Here is a 16,200-nt window from a genome sequence, read left to right as displayed (position 1 = left end):
TTCAGGAGTTCACCGACATGACCACCCTCGCCACTCATGGGGCCGCCACCCTCCCGGGCTTCGATCTCAATCCGCGCGACGTGCTCGCCGCCATCCGCCGCCGGATGCCGACGCCGCTGGTCGCCCCGCAGCTGATCAGCGCCTCGCTGCATGTCGCGACCTTCGCAGTGTCGCTGCTTCCGAGCGCAGCTATCGCCGGCATGTTCATCCTCCGCTGATGCGCGGCGGCACCCCGGCGGGAAACCGGCTCAGCAGGTACATCATCAGGGCGATCGACGGCAGGCAGCAGGCCAGCGCGAACAGGTAGAATTCGTGCATGCCAATCGCGGCCGCGATCGCCCCCGACGAACCGGCAAGCGTCCGCCAACCGAGTGCCGACAGCGCCGACAGCAGCGCATACTGGGTTGCGGCAAACTCCCGCGCGCAGAGCAGCGACAGGTAGGACAGAAATACAGTCTGCGCGGTCGACTCCGCCAGCTCCTCGATCACAGTCTTGGCGATCAGCAGCCCGCCCGAGGGCGGCCGGCCGAGCAGGACGAAATACACGCACAGCGACGCCATCTGCACCAGCGTGCATCCCACCAGCGCCCGGCCCAGCCCGAGGGCGCGGACAAGCACGCCCGCCAGCGCCGCCCCGGCCAGGGCGGCGATCAGGTTCGGCACGCCGATGGCGGCGGCGACCTGGTCGTGGCCGTAGCCGAGCCGGTGATAGAGCGGGATCGCCAGCGTATCGGCGAACTGCGTGCCAAGGTTGAAGGTGGCGACGAAGGCGAGGACCAGGACCGCCGCAGGCCGCCGCAGCAGATCGGCGAACGGGACCGCCACCGAACGACGCAATGCGTCGACCAGGCGCTCGTTCACGTGTGCGGGGGCGTGAGGCTCGGGCAGCGACAGGCACAGCGCCGGTCCGGACAGGCTGAGCAGCGCCATCGCCGCATAGGCGCCGTGCCAACCGAGCGGATTGGCGACAGCCAGCCAGATCGTGCCTGACAGGGCCAGCACCAGGGCGATCCGGTAGCCCCAGACATACAGGCCGAGCGCGGCCGTCTGCCGGGAGGGAGCGAAGCTCTCGATCCGCCAGGCATCGATGGCGATATCCTGGCTGGCCGAGAAGAAGGCGAGCGCGACCGCTGCGTCGACCAGCCAGACAGCGTCGCGGCGTGGATCGGCGCAGGCGATAGCGGCGATCGACAGGCTGACGCCGAGTTGCGCCAGCAGCAGCCAGCCCCGCCTGCGCCCCAGAACGCGGAACGGCGGCGGCGGCGCGCGGTCGAACAGCGGCGCCCACAGGAATTTCAATACGTAAGGCAGGCCGATCACGCCCACCGCGCCGATCGCGGCAAGCGACAGGCCGCTTTCGCTCAGCCATTGCTGAAGCACCCGATTGGTCAGGAACAGCGGCAGGCCGGAAGCGAAGCCAAGGCCGATCATGGTGGCCAGCAGGCGCGGGGGCAGACGGGCGCGGCCACTGTCGGCCGGGTCCGACTCGATGCGTGCGATCATCGGATGTCGATAGCAGGAAACGACAACGCCCGCCCCGGAGGTCCGGGACGGGCGCGATCATCAGACCGGATCAGACCGATCGGAAAGGCTTTCGGAGATTACTCCGGGGCCGCGCCGGTCGACTTCACGATCTTGTGGTGGTGCTTCTTGCCGCCATGATGCTTGGCGCTCTTCTTGCCGGTGGTCTTCTCGGCAGGAGCAGCGGCCTCCGGGGTCGCGGCGGGCGCCGGGGTCGCGGCCGGGGCGGGGGTGGCGGCCGGAGCGGCGGGCTCGGCGGCCGGGGCGGTCTGGGCGAAGGCCGGCGCGGCGGCGAGCATGCCGACCGAGAGCAGGGCGGCCGAAAGACGGGTGGTGATGGTCATCGAAAGTCTCCGTGGGACTGTACGAATGGTTCTTTGGTCGGAGGCGGCGACGAGGTTTTCGGCACGACCTGGCCGACGCCTGTTAAAGCCCCCGAATGGGGCGCAGCTCGGGCAGGATTGCGACGAAATATGTCAGTCCGTGTTCCGGACCGACGGTTTCGCACCAGCTTCGTTACATTCGTAACAGAGTTGAAATCCCGTGCGGCCGGAAAGACGAACGGCCCGCGGGCGGGTGCCCGCGGGCCGTTCGATCAGGCGACCTCGCTCTCGGTGCGGCGCTCGGCCTTCTTGCGCTCGTGCGGATCCAGATAGCGCTTGCGCAGGCGCACGGAGGTCGGCGTCACCTCGACCAGCTCGTCATCCTCGATATAGGCGATCGCCTGCTCGAGGCTCATCCGGCGCGGCGGGGTGAGCAGAAGTGCCTCGTCCTTGCCGGCGGCGCGGATGTTGGTGAGCTTCTTTTCCTTGACCGGGTTCACGTCGAGATCGTTCTCGCGCGAATGCTCGCCGAGGATCATGCCGACATAGACCTTCTCGCCCGGATCGACGAACAGCACGCCGCGATCCTGCAACGAGAACAGCGCATACTGCACCGCGACCCCGTCCTCCGACGAGATCAGCGAGCCCTTCACGCGCCCGGCGATCGGCCCGGCCCACGGCTTGTAGCCGTCGAAAAGGCGATTCATGATCCCGGTGCCGCGCGTGTCGGTCAGGAACTCCGAGTGGTAGCCGATCAGGCCGCGCGACGGGATCGAGAAGGTCAGGCGCACCTTGCCGCCGCCCGAGGGGCGCATGTCCTGCATCTGTCCCTTCCGCAGGCTCATCTTCTCGACCACGACGCCGGAGAACGGCTCGTCGACATCGACCAGGACCTCCTCATAGGGCTCCTCGCGCTCGCCGGTCGCCTCGTCGGTGCGGGTCAGCACGCGCGGACGCCCGATGGTCAGCTCGAACCCCTCGCGGCGCATGGTCTCGATCAGCACGCCGAGCTGGAGTTCGCCGCGGCCTGCCACCTCGAACGCCTCGCTCTCGGGGCTCTCGGTGATCTTGATCGCGACATTGCCCTCGATCTCGCGGAACAGGCGGTCGCGGATCTGGCGCGAGGTCACCTTCTTGCCCTCGCGGCCGCCGAGCGGACCGTCATTGAGACGGAAAGTCATGGTCAGGGTCGGCGGATCGACCGGGATCGCCTTGAGCGGCTCGGTGATCTCGGGTGAGCCGACCGTGTCGGGGATGGTGGCGTCGGTCAGGCCGGCGATGGCGATGATGTCGCCCGCCTCGACCTCGTCGACCGGCACCCGGTCCAGCCCGCGGAAGCTCATCAGCTTGGTCAGCCGGCCGGTCTCGACCAGGGTGCCGTCCTGACGCAGCACCTTGAGCGGCATGTTGACCTTCGCGCGACCCTGCTCGACTCGCCCCGTCAGCACGCGGCCGAGGAAGTTGTCGTAGTCGAGGATGGAAGCGACCATCGCGAACGGCGCGTCACGGTCCAGATCCGGTGCGGGCACGTGGCGCAGCACCAGATCGAACATCGGCGAGAGATCCTTGCGGGCCCCCTCGAGTTCCTCGTCCGCCCAGCCCTGACGGCCGGAGGCATAGAGCATCGGGAAGTCGAGCTGCTCGTCGGTCGCACCCAGGGCGGCGAACAGGTCGAACACCTCGGTGTGCACCTCGTCGGCGCGGGCGTCCTGGCGATCGATCTTGTTGACCACCACGATCGGCTTCAGCCCGCGCGCGAGCGCCTTGCCGACCACGAACTTGGTCTGCGGCAGCACGCCCTCGGCGGCATCGACCAGCACGATCGCGCCGTCCACCATGTTGAGGATGCGCTCGACCTCGCCGCCGAAATCGGCGTGGCCCGGCGTGTCGATGATGTTGATGCGGACATCCTTCCACACCACCGAGGTGCACTTGGCCAGGATGGTGATGCCGCGTTCGCGCTCGAGATCGTTGCGGTCCATCGCGCGCTCGGCCACCTGCTGGTGGTCGCGAAAGGCGCCGGACTGCTTCAGAAGCTGGTCGACCAGCGTAGTCTTGCCATGGTCGACATGCGCGATGATGGCGATGTTGCGGATATCCATACGGATTCTGTGGCCCCCAAGCCGGTCTTTGCGGCCCCTCTGCGCATGTTGCGGTGCATCACGCGGGGGGCGTAATGCGGGGGTAGATACTGTGCGAGGCCGCGATTTGCACCCTTAAAGTGAACTCAGTGGCCGTTTGCAAACGTGCCTGAAGGCACGCCTGCGTGTCCGGCACCAGCCTGCACCCCACCCGGCCACCCACGACAATCTGCTGAAATGGGAGGCCGGGTGGGGGTGCGGGCCGGCGCCGGACTTCGAAACGGGGCACTCAGGCCATAGCGGCGGCCACCTCCGCGCGCAGATCGCGTTCCGGGCGCGCGCCGTAATGCGAGATCACCTCGGCTGCGCACGCGGCGGCGGTCAGGCCGCAATCGCGCAAGGACCGACCGGCGGCGAGACCGGCGAGGAAGCCGGCGGCATAGGCGTCGCCGGCGCCGGTGGTGTCGACCACCTCGGTCGGCAGGGCGGGGATCTCGATGCGCTCCCCGGCCGACAGGATCACGCTGCCGAGCGGGCCGCGCGTCAGCACCGCCACCGGCAGCGAGGCGACAGCGCGTACCGCGCCCTCGAAATCGGTCTGAAACAGGCTTTCCGCCTCGAGCTCATTGGCGAACAGGATATCCACATCGGCCAGCAGCGCCCGGAAATCGGCCCGATGACGGTCGGCGCAGAACGGATCGGAGATCGACAGCGCCACGCGCCGTCCGGCCTGCCGCGCGATCCTTGCCGCCTTCCTGAACGCTGCCTTGGCGGCCGGATCGTCGAACAGATAGCCCTCGAGATAGATGATGGCGGAGGCGCGGACGATGTCCTCGTCGACCTGCGCCTCGGTGAACGCCGTGCAGGCGCCGAGATAGGTGTTCATCGTTCGGCTGCCGTCGGGGGCGACCAGGATCATGCAGCGCGCCGTGCCGCGCGCATCCGCGCCCGACAGCCGCGCCGAGGGGAAATGCACCCCGGCGCGCGCGATGTCGTCGGCGAAGATGTCGCCCAGCGAGTCCTCGGCCACCGTGCCGAGATAGGCGACCCGTGCGCCCAGCGCGGCCGCGGCCACGCAGCTGTTGGCGACCGATCCGCCAGAGCTCTGCGCCAGGGCGTGACCCGCGCCCGGCCGGGCGGCCATCTCGCGCAGGGCGGCATAGAGAAGCTCGGCGCGCTCGGCGTCGATCAGGTTCATTGCGCCGGGGATCATCCCGTATTCCGCCAGCGTCTCCACGCTCGCCGGCGCTAGGACATCGACGATGGCGTTGCCTAGGCCGAGCAGATCGAAACGCGCGGGCGATGAGGGTGTGGTCTGGGTCAACGGTCGGGGCCTTCCGGTCGGATGCATGCCTCTTTGGCAAGCCGCGCGCAGCACTGCAAGTCGTGTGCCCGACACAGTTCGCGCATGGCACGAACTCGATGCGGCAAGCAATTGATCGCGCAGGCTCATAACGAAATCAAACCGAGGCGCAGGATTGACGGCGGCGGACCGGTGCGACGGCTTGTGAGGCCGATGGCGACCGTGTAAGGCGGTTGTCAGGCGCCACCGCGCAAGCCGCCGATATCGCGGTATCCGCAGCCTGAGGCCCGTTTCCGTCCGGATCGATCCCGGCGGGTGACGGGTGGCGGATGCCACGGTCCTTGGCACCAGCCTGAACGTACGAGCGGGGTACACTTGTTCAAGAAACGCCAACCGCCAGCGTCACCGTCACCGGCCTCGCCGCCGGCCGGCAGCGCGTCCCACACACCGACGGCGCCGAAAGACGCCGCAGCCACGCCTCCCCCCGGCCGGGGGGACACCAGGCCGACCGAGCCCAAGGAGACAGCCGTCATGACCCGCACCCCGTTCCCCGCCGCCCCCTCGCCCGCGACCCCGCCCGCGCCGGCCACCCCGGCCGCGCGTCAGCCGGGCACGCCGATCGGCGGCCCGATCCCGGGCGCCGCCGCCGCCCCCCGCCCGGCGCTGAACGAGCGTCGCACGCTCGTTGTGGGCCGCGGCATCAGCGTGCAGGGCACGGTGCAGGACGCCGAGCGCCTGGTGGTCGAGGGCACCGTCGAATCGAGCCTGATCGCCGCCGCCGAGCTCTCGGTCGCGCAGGGCGGCGTGTTCCGTGGTGCGGTCGAGGTCGAGGATGCGGAAGTGGCCGGCACCATCGACGGTACGCTGACCGCGCGCGGCAATCTGATCGTGCGCGCCACCGGCCGGCTGATCGGCACCGCCAAGTGCCGCCGCCTCCAGGTCGAGGATGGCGGCCAGGTCAGCGGCCACCTGGAGATGATCACCGGCGACGCCCCGAAGCCGGCCGAGCCCGCGCGCACCCCCTCCGAAGCCCCCTCCCCCGCCGCAGCCCCCGCGCCCGCCCCGGTCTGACGTTCGCGGCCGACACGAAAAACCCGCCCGGACCGCCCGGGCGGGTTTTTTATGGAAAAATCATCGCCTCGCCGAACACCGCTGCGAAAATCGGTTCTGGCGAGTCAGAGGCGGCGCACTGCGCCGCCGCCCGTCGGTGATCCGCGAGCATCGGAGCGGAGCGGCCTGACGGGCCGTGAGCACCGAAGCGCAGCGGATCGCCGTCGGATGGCCGCCAGAGCCGATTTTCCCGTTCAGGCGATTTCGCGGCGGTCCTTGATGCGGACATAGGCCAGCTGGGCGTGCTCGAGGCAGTAAGGCTTGCCCGGCACCGTCTCGCAGCCGCAGAAGCGGAAGCTGCGGGTGCCGGGCTCACCCAGCGGCCAGCAGCAGGAGGTCAGCCGGCGGACCGAGCGTTCCGCCCGCGCCTCGGCGCGTTCCTCGGCGCGGGGACCGGGGTCGAAGGGGTCGGCGCGGCGCGGTTCGGCGGGGGCGCGATTCTCGGCCGGGGCGGCGGGAGCGCGCAGCATCGTCACGACATTGCTCGCGGACGACGCGGGCTGCGGGCGCGGCGCAGGGCGCTCGGCGACGGGCGCCACCGCCGGACGGGGCGCCGGCTTGACGGCGGCGGGGCGAGGCGTTGCGGGACGCGGCGGGCGGGGCGTGGACTCGCGACGGATCGGCGAGGGTCGCGCCGGCAGCTCGAGCCGATGCGCCTTGCCGACCACGGCATTTTTGCTGATCCCCATCCGCCGACCGATCTCGGCAGTCGAGTGGCCCTCCTGCCAGAGGGCGCGAAGTCGCTGGATCGTCTCCTCGGTCCACTCCATCTGGTATTCCTCCCTCGGTCTGGCCACTAGATGAAGTGTAGACCACGGGCGATCACAGCTACAATGGCTGGTTGTGGTGGAACAGGGTGGAAGCTGGGGACAACTGCGTCGTCGACGCGATTCGGGGCTTGCGAATCAGGAGGGTCGCGCCACCAGCACGATCTTGCGGCCATCGACGGCCAGCGCGCGCTCGCCGCTCTTGAGCGCCAGCGCGTCCCGTCCGTAGAGCTCGAAACGCCAGCCGTGCAGGGCGGCGATGTCGGGGTGGTCCTCGGTCGCGAGGCGGTCGATGTCCTCGGCGTTGGCGAGCAGCTTGGGTGCGACACCATGCGCCTCGGCATTGGCGGCCAGCAGCACCTTGAGCAGCGCGACCAAAGCCGGCGACGGGCGAGGACCGTCCTTGTTGCGGGCCGGGGCGGGCCACTCGCCTTCCGGCGTCGCCAGCGTGTCCTGCATCGCGGCCAGCAGGGCAGCGCCGTGGCGCCCCTCGGCGAAGCCGCGGCCGACGCCGCGCACGCGCGTCAGGGCGGCGGCATCCGACGGCAGGGTGGCGGCGATCTCCAGCAGGGCTTCGTCCTTGAGCAGGCGCTGACGGGGGATGTCGATCTTCTGCGCCTCGAGCTCGCGCCAGGCGGCAAGCGCGCGCAGCACCGCCAGCATGCGGCGGTTGCCGGTGCGCGGGCGCAGCTTCTCCCACAGGGTGAACGGATCGGGGCGGTAGGTGGTGGGCTGCGCGAGGGCCGCCATGTCCTGGGCCACCCAGTCGGCACGGCCGTCGGCGGCGAGCCGGGCCAGCAGTCGCGTGTAGACCTCGCGCAGCCACGTGACGTCGGCGGCGGCATAGGCGATCTGTGCCGCGGTGAGCGGCCGGGCGGACCAGTCGGAGAAGCGGTTGGCCTTGTCGATCTGGCCGCCGGTGAGCGATCCGACCAGACCGTCATAGCCGACCTGGTCACCGAAGCCGGCCACCATCGCCGCGACCTGGGTGTCGAACAGCGGGTTGGGCAGCCGGCCGAAGATATGCAGGAAGATCTCAAGGTCCTGCCGCGCGGCGTGGAACACCTTGGTGACGGCCGGGTTGTCGAACAGGGCGGCGAGCGGGGCGAGGTCGAGCCCCGCGGCGAGCGCGTCGATCACCGCGACCTCGCGCTCGCCGGCGAGCTGCACCACGCACAGCTCCGGCCAGTAGGTGCGCTCGCGCATGAATTCGGTGTCCACCGTCACGAAGCGCTCGCCTGCAAGACGTTCGCACAGCTCGGCGAGGGCGCGGCTGTCGGTGATCAGGACGGGGTCGGGGAATCGCGGACGGGGAGAACGGGACATGGCGGTCACATCTAACGCCTGTGTGGCTTGACACAAGCCGCACGCGGCGTGTTCCTCCGGGTCCGCTCCGATTCATGACCATTCTCGTCAGGACCCGCCCGATGCACGCCTACCGTACCCATGATTGCGGCGCCCTGCGCGCCACCGAAGCGGGCAGCGTCGCCCGGCTGTCGGGCTGGGTGCACAGCAAGCGCGATCATGGCGGGCTGCTGTTCATCGACCTGCGCGACCATTTCGGCATCACCCAGATCGTGTTTCCGCCCTCGCTGCTGCCGCAGGTCGAGCATCTGCGCGTCGAGAGCGTGATCACCGTCACCGGCGAGGTGGTGCTTCGCGAAGGTGCGACCGTCAATGCGAAGCTGCCGACCGGCGAGATCGAGCTGCGCGCGAAGGAGGTCTCGGTGCAGTCGGCCGCCGACGTGCTGCCGCTGCAGGTGGCGGGCGCGGAGAACTATCCCGACGAGCTGCGGCTGAAATACCGCTATATCGACCTGCGCCGCGACAAGGTGCATCGCAACATGATGCTGCGCGCGCAGGTGATCGCCTCGCTGCGCCGGCGGATGATCGAGCAGGGCTTCACCGAGTTCCAGACCCCGATCCTGACCGCCTCGTCGCCGGAGGGCGCGCGCGACTTCCTGGTGCCCTCGCGCATCCATGCCGGCAGGTTCTACGCCCTGCCGCAGGCACCGCAGCAGTTCAAGCAGCTGGCGATGGTGGCCGGCTTCGACCGCTATTTCCAGATCGCGCCGTGCTTTCGCGACGAGGCCTCGCGCGCCGACCGCAGCCCGGGCGAGTTCTACCAGCTCGATTTCGAGATGAGCTTCGTCACGCAGGAGGACGTGTTCGCCACCCTCGAGCCGGTGATGGCCGGGGTGTTCAGCGAGTTCGGCGGCGGCCGCCGCGTGACCGAGGGCGCCTTCCCGCGCATCCCCTACGACGAGGCGCTCCGTCTCTACGGCTCCGACAAGCCCGACCTGCGCAACCCGCTGAAGATCGTCGACGTCACCGAGCATTTCGCCGGCTCCGGCTTCGGGCTGTTCGCCAAGATCGCCGCCTCGGGCGGCATCGTGCGTGCGATCCCCGCCCCGGGTGCGGCCGACCGGCCGCGCGGCTTCTTCGACAAGCTCAACGACTGGGCACGCGGCGAGGGCGCCGGGGGGCTGGGCTACATCCAGTTCGCCGCCGACGGCCCCAAGGGCCCGATCGCGAAGAACCTCGAGGCCGATCGTGCCGAACGCCTGCGCGTCGCATGCGGGCTCGAGCCGGGGGATGCGGTGTTCTTCGCCGCCGGCAAACCGGACGAGGCGGCGAAATTCGCAGGCGCCGTGCGCACCCGCATCGGCACCGAGCTCGACCTGATCGAGAAGGACGCCTTCCGCTTCTGCTGGATCGTCGACTTCCCGATGTACGAGCTCAACGAGGAGACCGGGCTGATCGATTTCAGCCACAATCCGTTCTCGATGCCGCAGGGCGGGCTGGAGGCGCTGAACTCGCAGGATCCGCTGACCATCAAGGCCTTCCAGTACGACATCGTGTGCAACGGCATCGAGCTGTCCTCGGGCGCGATCCGCAACCACCGCCCCGACATCATGATCCGCGCCTTCGAGATCGCCGGCTACCCGGCGAGCGAGGTCGAGGCCCGGTTCGGCGGCATGCTCAATGCCTTCCGCTTCGGCGCCCCGCCGCATGGCGGCTCGGCCCCGGGCGTGGACCGGATGGTGATGCTGCTCGCCGACGAGCCGAACATCCGCGAGGTGATCCTCTTTCCGCTCAACCAGCAGGGCGAGGACCTGATGATGGGCGCGCCCGCCCCGGTGGCGCCCGAGCGGCTCAAGGAGCTGTCGCTGCGCGTCGAGCTGCCGCCGAAGATGGTCAAGGGCTGAGCGACGCCAGCCGGGAAAGACGCCGCCGGTCTGGCCATGGGCCGGCCGGTGCATTCCGTGATTGCAATGTCTCTAATTTACGACGATATTTTCCACCTGAGATAACGTCTCGAATTCGCGTCACATTGCTGCGTCACATTGCTGTCGGATGGAAATCGCCCCGTTGTCCAGCGTCGCCTCATCCTGCACCTCCGGAGCGCCGCAGACCACCGAGCCGCTTCGCGGCCATGTCCGGGCGCTGGACGGGCTGCGGGCGGTCGCCGTCGGGCTGGTGATGCTCGTGCACGTCTCGAACCGGCGATTTCCGGGCGGGGATGTCGGTGTCGACATCTTCTTCGTGCTCAGCGGCTTCCTGATCACCTCGATCCTGATGCGGGAACTGCGCGAGCGCGGCTCGATCCATCTCGGCGCGTTCTATCTGCGCCGCGCCCTGCGCCTGATGCCCGCGCTGGTGTTCATGGTGATCGGCGATCTGCTGATGACGCGCTTCATGGGCGCGGGCAGTGCGCATCCGGTGTGGGATGCGGTGGCGGCGCTGACCTACACGATGGATGTCCTGCGCGCGTCCTCGAACTACCATTCGTGGACGACGCTGGGGCACACCTGGTCACTGGCCGTCGAGGAACAGTTCTACCTGCTGTGGCCCTGGCTGCTGCTCGGCCTGACCCGGCTGGGGGCGCGGTGGCGGCTGCCCGCACTTGGCGGCGCGATCGTCGCCATCGCCCTCTGGCGCACGCATCTGCTGCTGACGGCGCCGGATTTCGCACGTGTCTATTTCGGCTTCGATGCGCGGGCCGACCAGTTGCTGATCGGCTGCGCGCTGTCGCTATGGCTCGTGCAGCACGGCGCCGCGCGCGAGAGTGTCGGGGCGCTGGCGCGGGCCTGGCCGCTGGCGGTGGGACTGATTGCCGTGTTCGTGCTGCGCGGCGCGCCATCGGACCCGTTCGCGCTGAGCTGCACGATGCTTGGCATCGGGCTGTGCGCCGCCGTGGTGATCCTGAGCCTCAGCCAGCGCCCGGGGAGCCGGTTCGGCCGGGTCCTGTCGCTGCCGCCGCTGGTGCTGCTCGGCAAATGGTCATACGGCATCTATCTGTGGCATTTCACCCTGCTGGTGCATCTGCGGATGGATCCGCATCTCCAGCTCAAGGTGCTGGCGTCGATCCCGCTCAGCATCGCGATGGCGGCGTTGTCCTATCATGTCGTCGAACGCCCGTTCCTGCGGCTGAAGGATCGTTTCGAGCCCGCATACAGGCCACAATCCGGTCGCGTCCGGGTCGCGAATTAGAGCATGATCCGCGGTCTGCTCCTGTGACAGGGTGCGGACTTGTGGACCGGAGCGGCGGCAAGACCGCCCGGTCGGGAGGTACGCGGTGCCGGATGTATCCCTCGCAGGCGTGCGGCACCTGCTGCACTGGGCCATGGGCGATGACGTGGACTGGAAGAGCGTCCTGCTCGTTTCCGTCACGCCGATCCTGCTGATCAGCTTCGCCATCGAGTATCAGATCATGCGCGGCCGGGGCCGCCGGGTCCGCTACGACTGGGGCGAGGCGCTGCTGAATGCCAATCTCGGTGGCCTGTACCAGATCGCCGATATCGGCGCCCATATCCTGTTCGTCGGCGCGGCATCGCTGCTGGTCTATCGCTTCCGGCTGTTCGACATTCCGGTGACGGGATGGACCGTCCTGCCGATCATGCTCGGCGTCGAGTTCTGCTATTACTGGTTCCATCGCGCCAGCCACCGGATCCGCTGGTTCTGGAGCGCGCATGTCGTGCATCACAGCTCGACGCGGATGGATCTCTCCACCGCGATGCGACAGGGCGTGCTGTATCCGGTGACCGGCTGGTGGCTGTTCTTCCTGCCGCTGGTGTGGCTCGGCGTGCCGCCGGGTGTGGTGTTCCTGCTCTACGGCGTGGACCTGTTCTATCAGTTCTTCGTGCACACCGAGTCGGTCGGTCGCCTGCCGGGCTGGATCGAATATGTCTTCGACACGCCCTCGAACCACCGCGTGCATCACGGGCGCAACGCCGGCTATCTTGACCGCAATTACGGCGGCATGATCGTCATCTTCGATCGCTGGTTCGGCACCTACGTCGCGGAGACCGTCCCGGTCGAATACGGCATCGTGCCACCGCGCCATCTCGGTGGCGCGGTGGCGCGGTGGCAGGCGGGATGCGCAACCCGCTCGCCGTCAACCTGCACGAGTTCGTCGCGATGTGGCGCGACGTCGCCCGGCCCGGCCGGTGGGCGGACCGGCTCGGCCATCTGTGGCGGCCGCCAGGCTGGACGCGGCCGGAGCGGTAGGGTCGTCCGGCGACAGGCTTGCGCCCCTAGCCGACCGCGTCGAGGAAATCGGCGGTCGGCACGAAATAGAGGTTGCCCGTCACCGCGCGGCTGAAATCCAGCAGCCGGTCATGATTGCCGGGCGGGTTGCCGATGAACATGTTGTCCAGCATCCGCTCGATCGTGCCGGGAGCGCGCGCGTAGCCGATGAAGAACGTGCCGAATTCGCCGCGCCCGATCTCGCCGAACGGCATGTTGTCACGCAGGATCTGCAGCGGATTGCCGTGCTCGTCGCTGATCGAGGTCAGCGCGTTGTGTGCGTAGGAGGGTTTGACGTCATCGAGCAGCTCGATGTCGGAAAGCTTCCGACGCCCGATGATCTTCTCCTGGGTCTCGACCGGCAGGGCGTTCCAGGCGGGCAGGTCGTGGAGGTATTTCTGGGTAATGACCCAGGAGCCACCCGCAAAGCCCGGATCCTCGTTGCCGATCAGCACGGAAGCGTCGATCGCCGGGCCGGTCGGGTTCTCGGTGCCGTCGACGAAGCCGATCAGGTCGCGGTCGTCGAAATACTTGAAGCCATGCACCTCGTCGACGACCCTGCTGACCCCGCCGAGCCGCTCCATGAGCTGGGCCGCGATCTCGAAACACAGATCCATCCGTGTGGCGCGAAGATGCAGCAGGATGTCGCCCGGTGTGGCTGGGGCGTGGTGAACACCGTCGATGGGGCGGAAGGCATGCAGGTCCTTCGGCGTCGCGTCCGGGAACAGCCGCCGCCAGGCGGCATCGCCGAAGCCCATCACGCAGGACAGCGCCCCATGGAGGTCACGGAAGCCCACAGCGCGCTTGATGCCGGAGAGATCGGCGCACAGCGCACGGACGGTCTTGTCCACATCCGGGCCGTCGCCGAGAGTCAGGGTCAGGAAGATCGCCGCCCGGCTCAGCGGAGCGGCGACGGGCTGGGGCACAGGAGAAGACATGCCGGGATCCTTGCTTGCGCCAGGCACTCTGGCCCACCGGAGGAGGGATGCAAAGCCGCACCGGCGGCAACGCGCCGGGCTGCTCGCCACCCTGGCGCTGCTGCTGGCAGGATGCGCGACCAACGAACTGGCCGCACGCGGCCCCGGCGACCATCCGCCGAGGCGCACGGTGCTGCTGGTGTCGATCGACGGGTTCCGGGCCGACTATCTCGATCGCGGGCTGACACCGACCCTGTCGGCGCTGGCGGCGGGAGGCGCGCGGGCGGTGGCGATGCGGCCGGCGTTTCCGTCGATCACATTTCCCAACCACACCACGCTGGTCACCGGACTCGATCCAGATCATCACGGGGTGATCTCCAACCGGATGGAAGACCCCGCCGATCCGTCGCATCGCTTCGAGATCGACGATGCGCGGGCGGTGCACGAGCCGTTCTGGTGGCAGGAGGCGACACCGATCTGGGTCACCGCGGCACGGCAGGGCGTGCGCAGTGCCATCGAGTTCTGGCCAGGCTCGACGACGCCCAATCACGGCATCCTGCCGGCGGCGAGCAGTGAATATGACGGCCATGCAGCCTATGCGACTCGTGTGGATACGGTGCTGCACTGGCTCGATGCGCCGGATGACGGCACGCGGCCGGGGTTGCTGGCGCTGTATTTCGAAGGCGTCGATTCCGCCGGCCACCGCGACGGGCCGGACAGCAGCGGAGTGAACGATGCGATCCGGCGCGTGGACGCGGCCCTCGGCCGGCTGGTCGAAGGGCTGCGGGCGCGTGGCCTGCTCGACAGGATCGATATCGTCGTGGTGTCGGATCACGGCATGGAGGCGGTCCCGCGGGGTCAGGTGATCCGGCTGGACCAGATGCTGGGAAGTTCGAGCGCCGACATCCTCACCGACGGGCCGATCGCCGATATCCGCCCGCGCGAGGGGCGCGAGGCGAAGGTGGCGCGCATCCTGCTCGCGCCGCACGCGCACATGCAGTGCTGGCGACGGCAGGACATCCCGAAGCGACTCGATTTCGGGAGCAATCCGCGCGTGCTGCCGTTCTTCTGCCTCGCCGGATCGGGCTGGGTGATCGCTGAGCGTCCGAGCCAGCTGGAAGACAGCGATGGCGGCGCGCATGGCTATGACATCGCCGACCCGGAGATGGCAGCACTGTTCTTGGCACACGGGCCGGATTTCCGCCCCGCCTCGGTGCTGCCGGAATTCCCCAACGTGGATGTCTATGCGCTGCTGGCGGCCCTGCTCGGCATCCGCCCCGAGCCCAGCCAGGGCGAGACGCGCGTGTTCGACCCCGCGCTCACCGACGCCGCGTTAACCTCGCATTAACTAATTCTCCGTCAGGATCGTGGCGGAGATCGGAACGGAGCACGCCGGTGACCATCATGGCCGCAATGCCTGTCGGGGCGAACGCGCCATCCGGCGGCGGCGTGGCCGCGCCGGTTGGTTCATCTTCAGCGCAGGCGACCCGCGATCGCCAACGATCGCTCCATGCCAGCACCAGCGTCGATACAGTCACGCTGTCTGATGCCGCACAGACGGCCTATCAGCAGCTTTCGGCCAGGCTTGCGACAGACACCGCGATCATCAGCGACCCCGGCGCGTCGAAAGATGCGCGCCTGGCCGCCTACAACGACGCCAGCATGTCGCAGACCCGCTATCTCAAGACGGTGGTCCCGGCTCAGTTCGCCGCGACACAGGCGATGATGAGCACAGTCAGCGCGTCGTACAGCGAGACGAATTCCACCGTTTCGCAGGCCGATAACGAGCAGACATCCGCCGACGATACCGCCGACCCGGACGAAACGACGACCGATTCCACGACATCGACCGGCGTTTCTGCCGGGGATGGCGGCACCGCGGCGCGCACCAGCCGCCACGGCCACGGGCTGGCCGGGTGGACGACAACGGCCGCTCACGCAGCCGGACCGCCCCACCCGACCGCGCGGATCAGTTATTGGGATCGTTCTTGAAGACGATGCTGTCGGGCAGATGGGTGATGACTGTCACCTTGGTCGCGTTGCCGATCATGCCCTGATGGCCGGTAATGCCCCATTCCGACCGCTTGAACGTGCCGGAATTGGTCAGCACATGGTCCTTGAACGTGACCTGCAGCTCGAACGGATGCGTCTGGCCGTGCACGGTGAGGTCGCCGGCCAGCACCGGGCCATCGGCGCCGGGCTTGCACGCGCCGGTGAAAGAGCTGGTCGGGTAGGTGTCGGGGTCCATGAAGTCCTTGGCCAGCACGGTGCTGGTCACCATGCCCATGTCAAGGCTCTTGACCTGCATCACCAGGTTGACCTTGCAGAAATTGATATTGTCCGGGTCGATGGTCAGCGTGCCCTTGTAGTCGTGGAAGGCGCCGCTGTTGGGGATGAAGCCGACGCCGTAGCCGGTCAGCTTGACCTGCGAATGGCCGGGATCGAGGGGAAAGGTGATCGGCGCGGCCAGGGCCGGGACAGCGAGCAGCGTCGGGGCAAGCAGGCTGGCCGAGAGGAAGCGGGCAAACGTCGAGGTCCGTGTCATGAGGCCCATCCGTGAAATCAGTCAATACTTCAGACAAGGTGTTCCGCAGGTTGCCCTAAACGTCAATTCACTGGCGCGAAATTGGCGGTTTTTTTGCAGGGCAA

Annotated in this window: 15 protein-coding genes; 7 read left to right on the top strand and 8 right to left on the bottom strand. The window is 68.4% G+C overall.

Annotated features, from left to right (window positions below):
* Positions 1-17: 17 nt before the first annotated feature.
* A complete protein-coding gene (locus FHR90_RS08245) occupies positions 18-218 on the top strand; it encodes a hypothetical protein (protein WP_176625559.1) in 201 nt (66 codons plus the stop codon).
* Here FHR90_RS08245 and FHR90_RS08240 read toward each other — a convergent pair.
* The 4 genes from FHR90_RS08240 to FHR90_RS08225 form a co-directional block, all read right to left on the bottom strand.
* Complete coding sequence (locus tag FHR90_RS08240; protein WP_176625561.1) at positions 205-1,503, bottom strand: AmpG family muropeptide MFS transporter; 1,299 nt, start codon at positions 1,501-1,503, stop codon at positions 205-207. The genes FHR90_RS08245 and FHR90_RS08240 overlap by 14 nt on opposite strands.
* A 98-nt stretch (positions 1,504-1,601) precedes the next feature.
* On the bottom strand, positions 1,602-1,865 hold the full coding sequence (locus FHR90_RS08235) for a hypothetical protein (RefSeq protein WP_183275031.1): 264 nt from the start codon (positions 1,863-1,865) through the stop codon (positions 1,602-1,604).
* A gap of 251 nt (positions 1,866-2,116) precedes the next feature.
* Complete coding sequence (gene typA, locus FHR90_RS08230; protein WP_176625851.1) at positions 2,117-3,946, bottom strand: translational GTPase TypA; 1,830 nt, start codon at positions 3,944-3,946, stop codon at positions 2,117-2,119.
* A gap of 268 nt (positions 3,947-4,214) precedes the next feature.
* Positions 4,215-5,276: an adenosine kinase gene (locus FHR90_RS08225; protein WP_183275030.1), complete on the bottom strand. Its 1,062-nt coding sequence runs from the start codon at positions 5,274-5,276 to the stop codon at positions 4,215-4,217.
* Positions 5,277-5,759: 483 nt separating this feature from the next.
* Between FHR90_RS08225 and FHR90_RS08220 the strand changes: the two genes are divergently transcribed.
* Positions 5,760-6,299, top strand: a complete 540-nt coding sequence (locus FHR90_RS08220; protein WP_183275029.1) for a bactofilin family protein — start codon at positions 5,760-5,762, stop codon at positions 6,297-6,299.
* Between the two features lie 233 nt (positions 6,300-6,532).
* On the opposite strand, the gene FHR90_RS08215 is transcribed toward FHR90_RS08220, so the two are convergent.
* Both FHR90_RS08215 and rnd read right to left on the bottom strand, forming a co-directional pair.
* On the bottom strand, positions 6,533-7,108 hold the full coding sequence (locus FHR90_RS08215) for a GcrA family cell cycle regulator (RefSeq protein ID WP_183275028.1): 576 nt from the start codon (positions 7,106-7,108) through the stop codon (positions 6,533-6,535).
* 135 nt (positions 7,109-7,243) lie between these two features.
* Positions 7,244-8,431: a ribonuclease D gene (gene rnd, locus FHR90_RS08210; RefSeq protein ID WP_183275027.1), complete on the bottom strand. Its 1,188-nt coding sequence runs from the start codon at positions 8,429-8,431 to the stop codon at positions 7,244-7,246.
* A gap of 101 nt (positions 8,432-8,532) precedes the next feature.
* Here rnd and aspS point away from each other — a divergent pair, with 101 nt between their 5' ends.
* From aspS to FHR90_RS08195, 3 genes are all read left to right on the top strand, one after another.
* Entirely contained in the window at positions 8,533-10,314 is a 1,782-nt protein-coding gene (aspS, locus tag FHR90_RS08205; protein ID WP_176622965.1) for an aspartate--tRNA ligase, read from the top strand.
* A 163-nt stretch (positions 10,315-10,477) separates the two neighbouring features.
* Positions 10,478-11,599: an acyltransferase family protein gene (locus FHR90_RS08200; protein WP_176622963.1), complete on the top strand. Its 1,122-nt coding sequence runs from the start codon at positions 10,478-10,480 to the stop codon at positions 11,597-11,599.
* An 85-nt stretch (positions 11,600-11,684) separates the two neighbouring features.
* The gene (locus FHR90_RS08195; protein WP_218061981.1) at positions 11,685-12,710 is read left to right on the top strand and encodes a sterol desaturase family protein; all 1,026 of its coding nucleotides are present in this window, start codon (positions 11,685-11,687) and stop codon (positions 12,708-12,710) included.
* Here FHR90_RS08195 and FHR90_RS08190 read toward each other — a convergent pair.
* Positions 12,643-13,572, bottom strand: coding sequence for a Dyp-type peroxidase (locus tag FHR90_RS08190; protein ID WP_176622961.1), 930 nt, complete (start codon positions 13,570-13,572; stop codon positions 12,643-12,645). The genes FHR90_RS08195 and FHR90_RS08190 overlap by 68 nt on opposite strands.
* Here FHR90_RS08190 and FHR90_RS08185 point away from each other — a divergent pair.
* Both FHR90_RS08185 and FHR90_RS08180 read left to right on the top strand, forming a co-directional pair.
* Positions 13,571-14,899, top strand: coding sequence for an alkaline phosphatase family protein (locus tag FHR90_RS08185; RefSeq protein WP_176622959.1), 1,329 nt, complete (start codon positions 13,571-13,573; stop codon positions 14,897-14,899). The genes FHR90_RS08190 and FHR90_RS08185 overlap by 2 nt on opposite strands.
* A gap of 47 nt (positions 14,900-14,946) precedes the next feature.
* Entirely contained in the window at positions 14,947-15,543 is a 597-nt protein-coding gene (locus FHR90_RS08180; RefSeq protein WP_176622957.1) for a hypothetical protein, read from the top strand.
* Here FHR90_RS08180 and FHR90_RS08175 read toward each other — a convergent pair.
* Positions 15,521-16,096, bottom strand: coding sequence for a YceI family protein (locus tag FHR90_RS08175; RefSeq protein ID WP_176622955.1), 576 nt, complete (start codon positions 16,094-16,096; stop codon positions 15,521-15,523). The genes FHR90_RS08180 and FHR90_RS08175 overlap by 23 nt on opposite strands.
* Positions 16,097-16,200: the final 104 nt, after the last annotated feature.

Origin of the sequence: Endobacter medicaginis (assembly GCF_014192375.1) — a bacterium.
GTDB lineage: Bacteria > Pseudomonadota > Alphaproteobacteria > Acetobacterales > Acetobacteraceae > Endobacter > Endobacter medicaginis.
Note: the sequence above shows the minus strand (reverse complement) of the source record. Positions and strands in the feature narration are given on the sequence as shown.

Excerpts from the sequence above, each read along its gene's own strand:
- FHR90_RS08245 (WP_176625559.1), top strand. The coding sequence starts at position 18 with ATGACCACCCTCGCCACTCATGGGGCCGCCACCCTCCCGGGCTTCGAT.
- FHR90_RS08240 (WP_176625561.1), bottom strand. The coding sequence starts at position 1,503 with ATGATCGCACGCATCGAGTCGGACCCGGCCGACAGTGGCCGCGCCCGT.
- FHR90_RS08235 (WP_183275031.1), bottom strand. The coding sequence starts at position 1,865 with ATGACCATCACCACCCGTCTTTCGGCCGCCCTGCTCTCGGTCGGCATG.
- typA (WP_176625851.1), bottom strand. The coding sequence starts at position 3,946 with ATGGATATCCGCAACATCGCCATCATCGCGCATGTCGACCATGGCAAG.
- FHR90_RS08225 (WP_183275030.1), bottom strand. The coding sequence starts at position 5,276 with ATGCATCCGACCGGAAGGCCCCGACCGTTGACCCAGACCACACCCTCA.
- FHR90_RS08220 (WP_183275029.1), top strand. The coding sequence starts at position 5,760 with ATGACCCGCACCCCGTTCCCCGCCGCCCCCTCGCCCGCGACCCCGCCC.
- FHR90_RS08215 (WP_183275028.1), bottom strand. The coding sequence starts at position 7,108 with ATGGAGTGGACCGAGGAGACGATCCAGCGACTTCGCGCCCTCTGGCAG.
- rnd (WP_183275027.1), bottom strand. The coding sequence starts at position 8,431 with ATGTCCCGTTCTCCCCGTCCGCGATTCCCCGACCCCGTCCTGATCACC.
- aspS (WP_176622965.1), top strand. The coding sequence starts at position 8,533 with ATGCACGCCTACCGTACCCATGATTGCGGCGCCCTGCGCGCCACCGAA.
- FHR90_RS08185 (WP_176622959.1), top strand. The coding sequence starts at position 13,571 with ATGCCGGGATCCTTGCTTGCGCCAGGCACTCTGGCCCACCGGAGGAGG.
- FHR90_RS08190 (WP_176622961.1), bottom strand. The coding sequence starts at position 13,572 with ATGTCTTCTCCTGTGCCCCAGCCCGTCGCCGCTCCGCTGAGCCGGGCG.
- FHR90_RS08175 (WP_176622955.1), bottom strand. The coding sequence starts at position 16,096 with ATGACACGGACCTCGACGTTTGCCCGCTTCCTCTCGGCCAGCCTGCTT.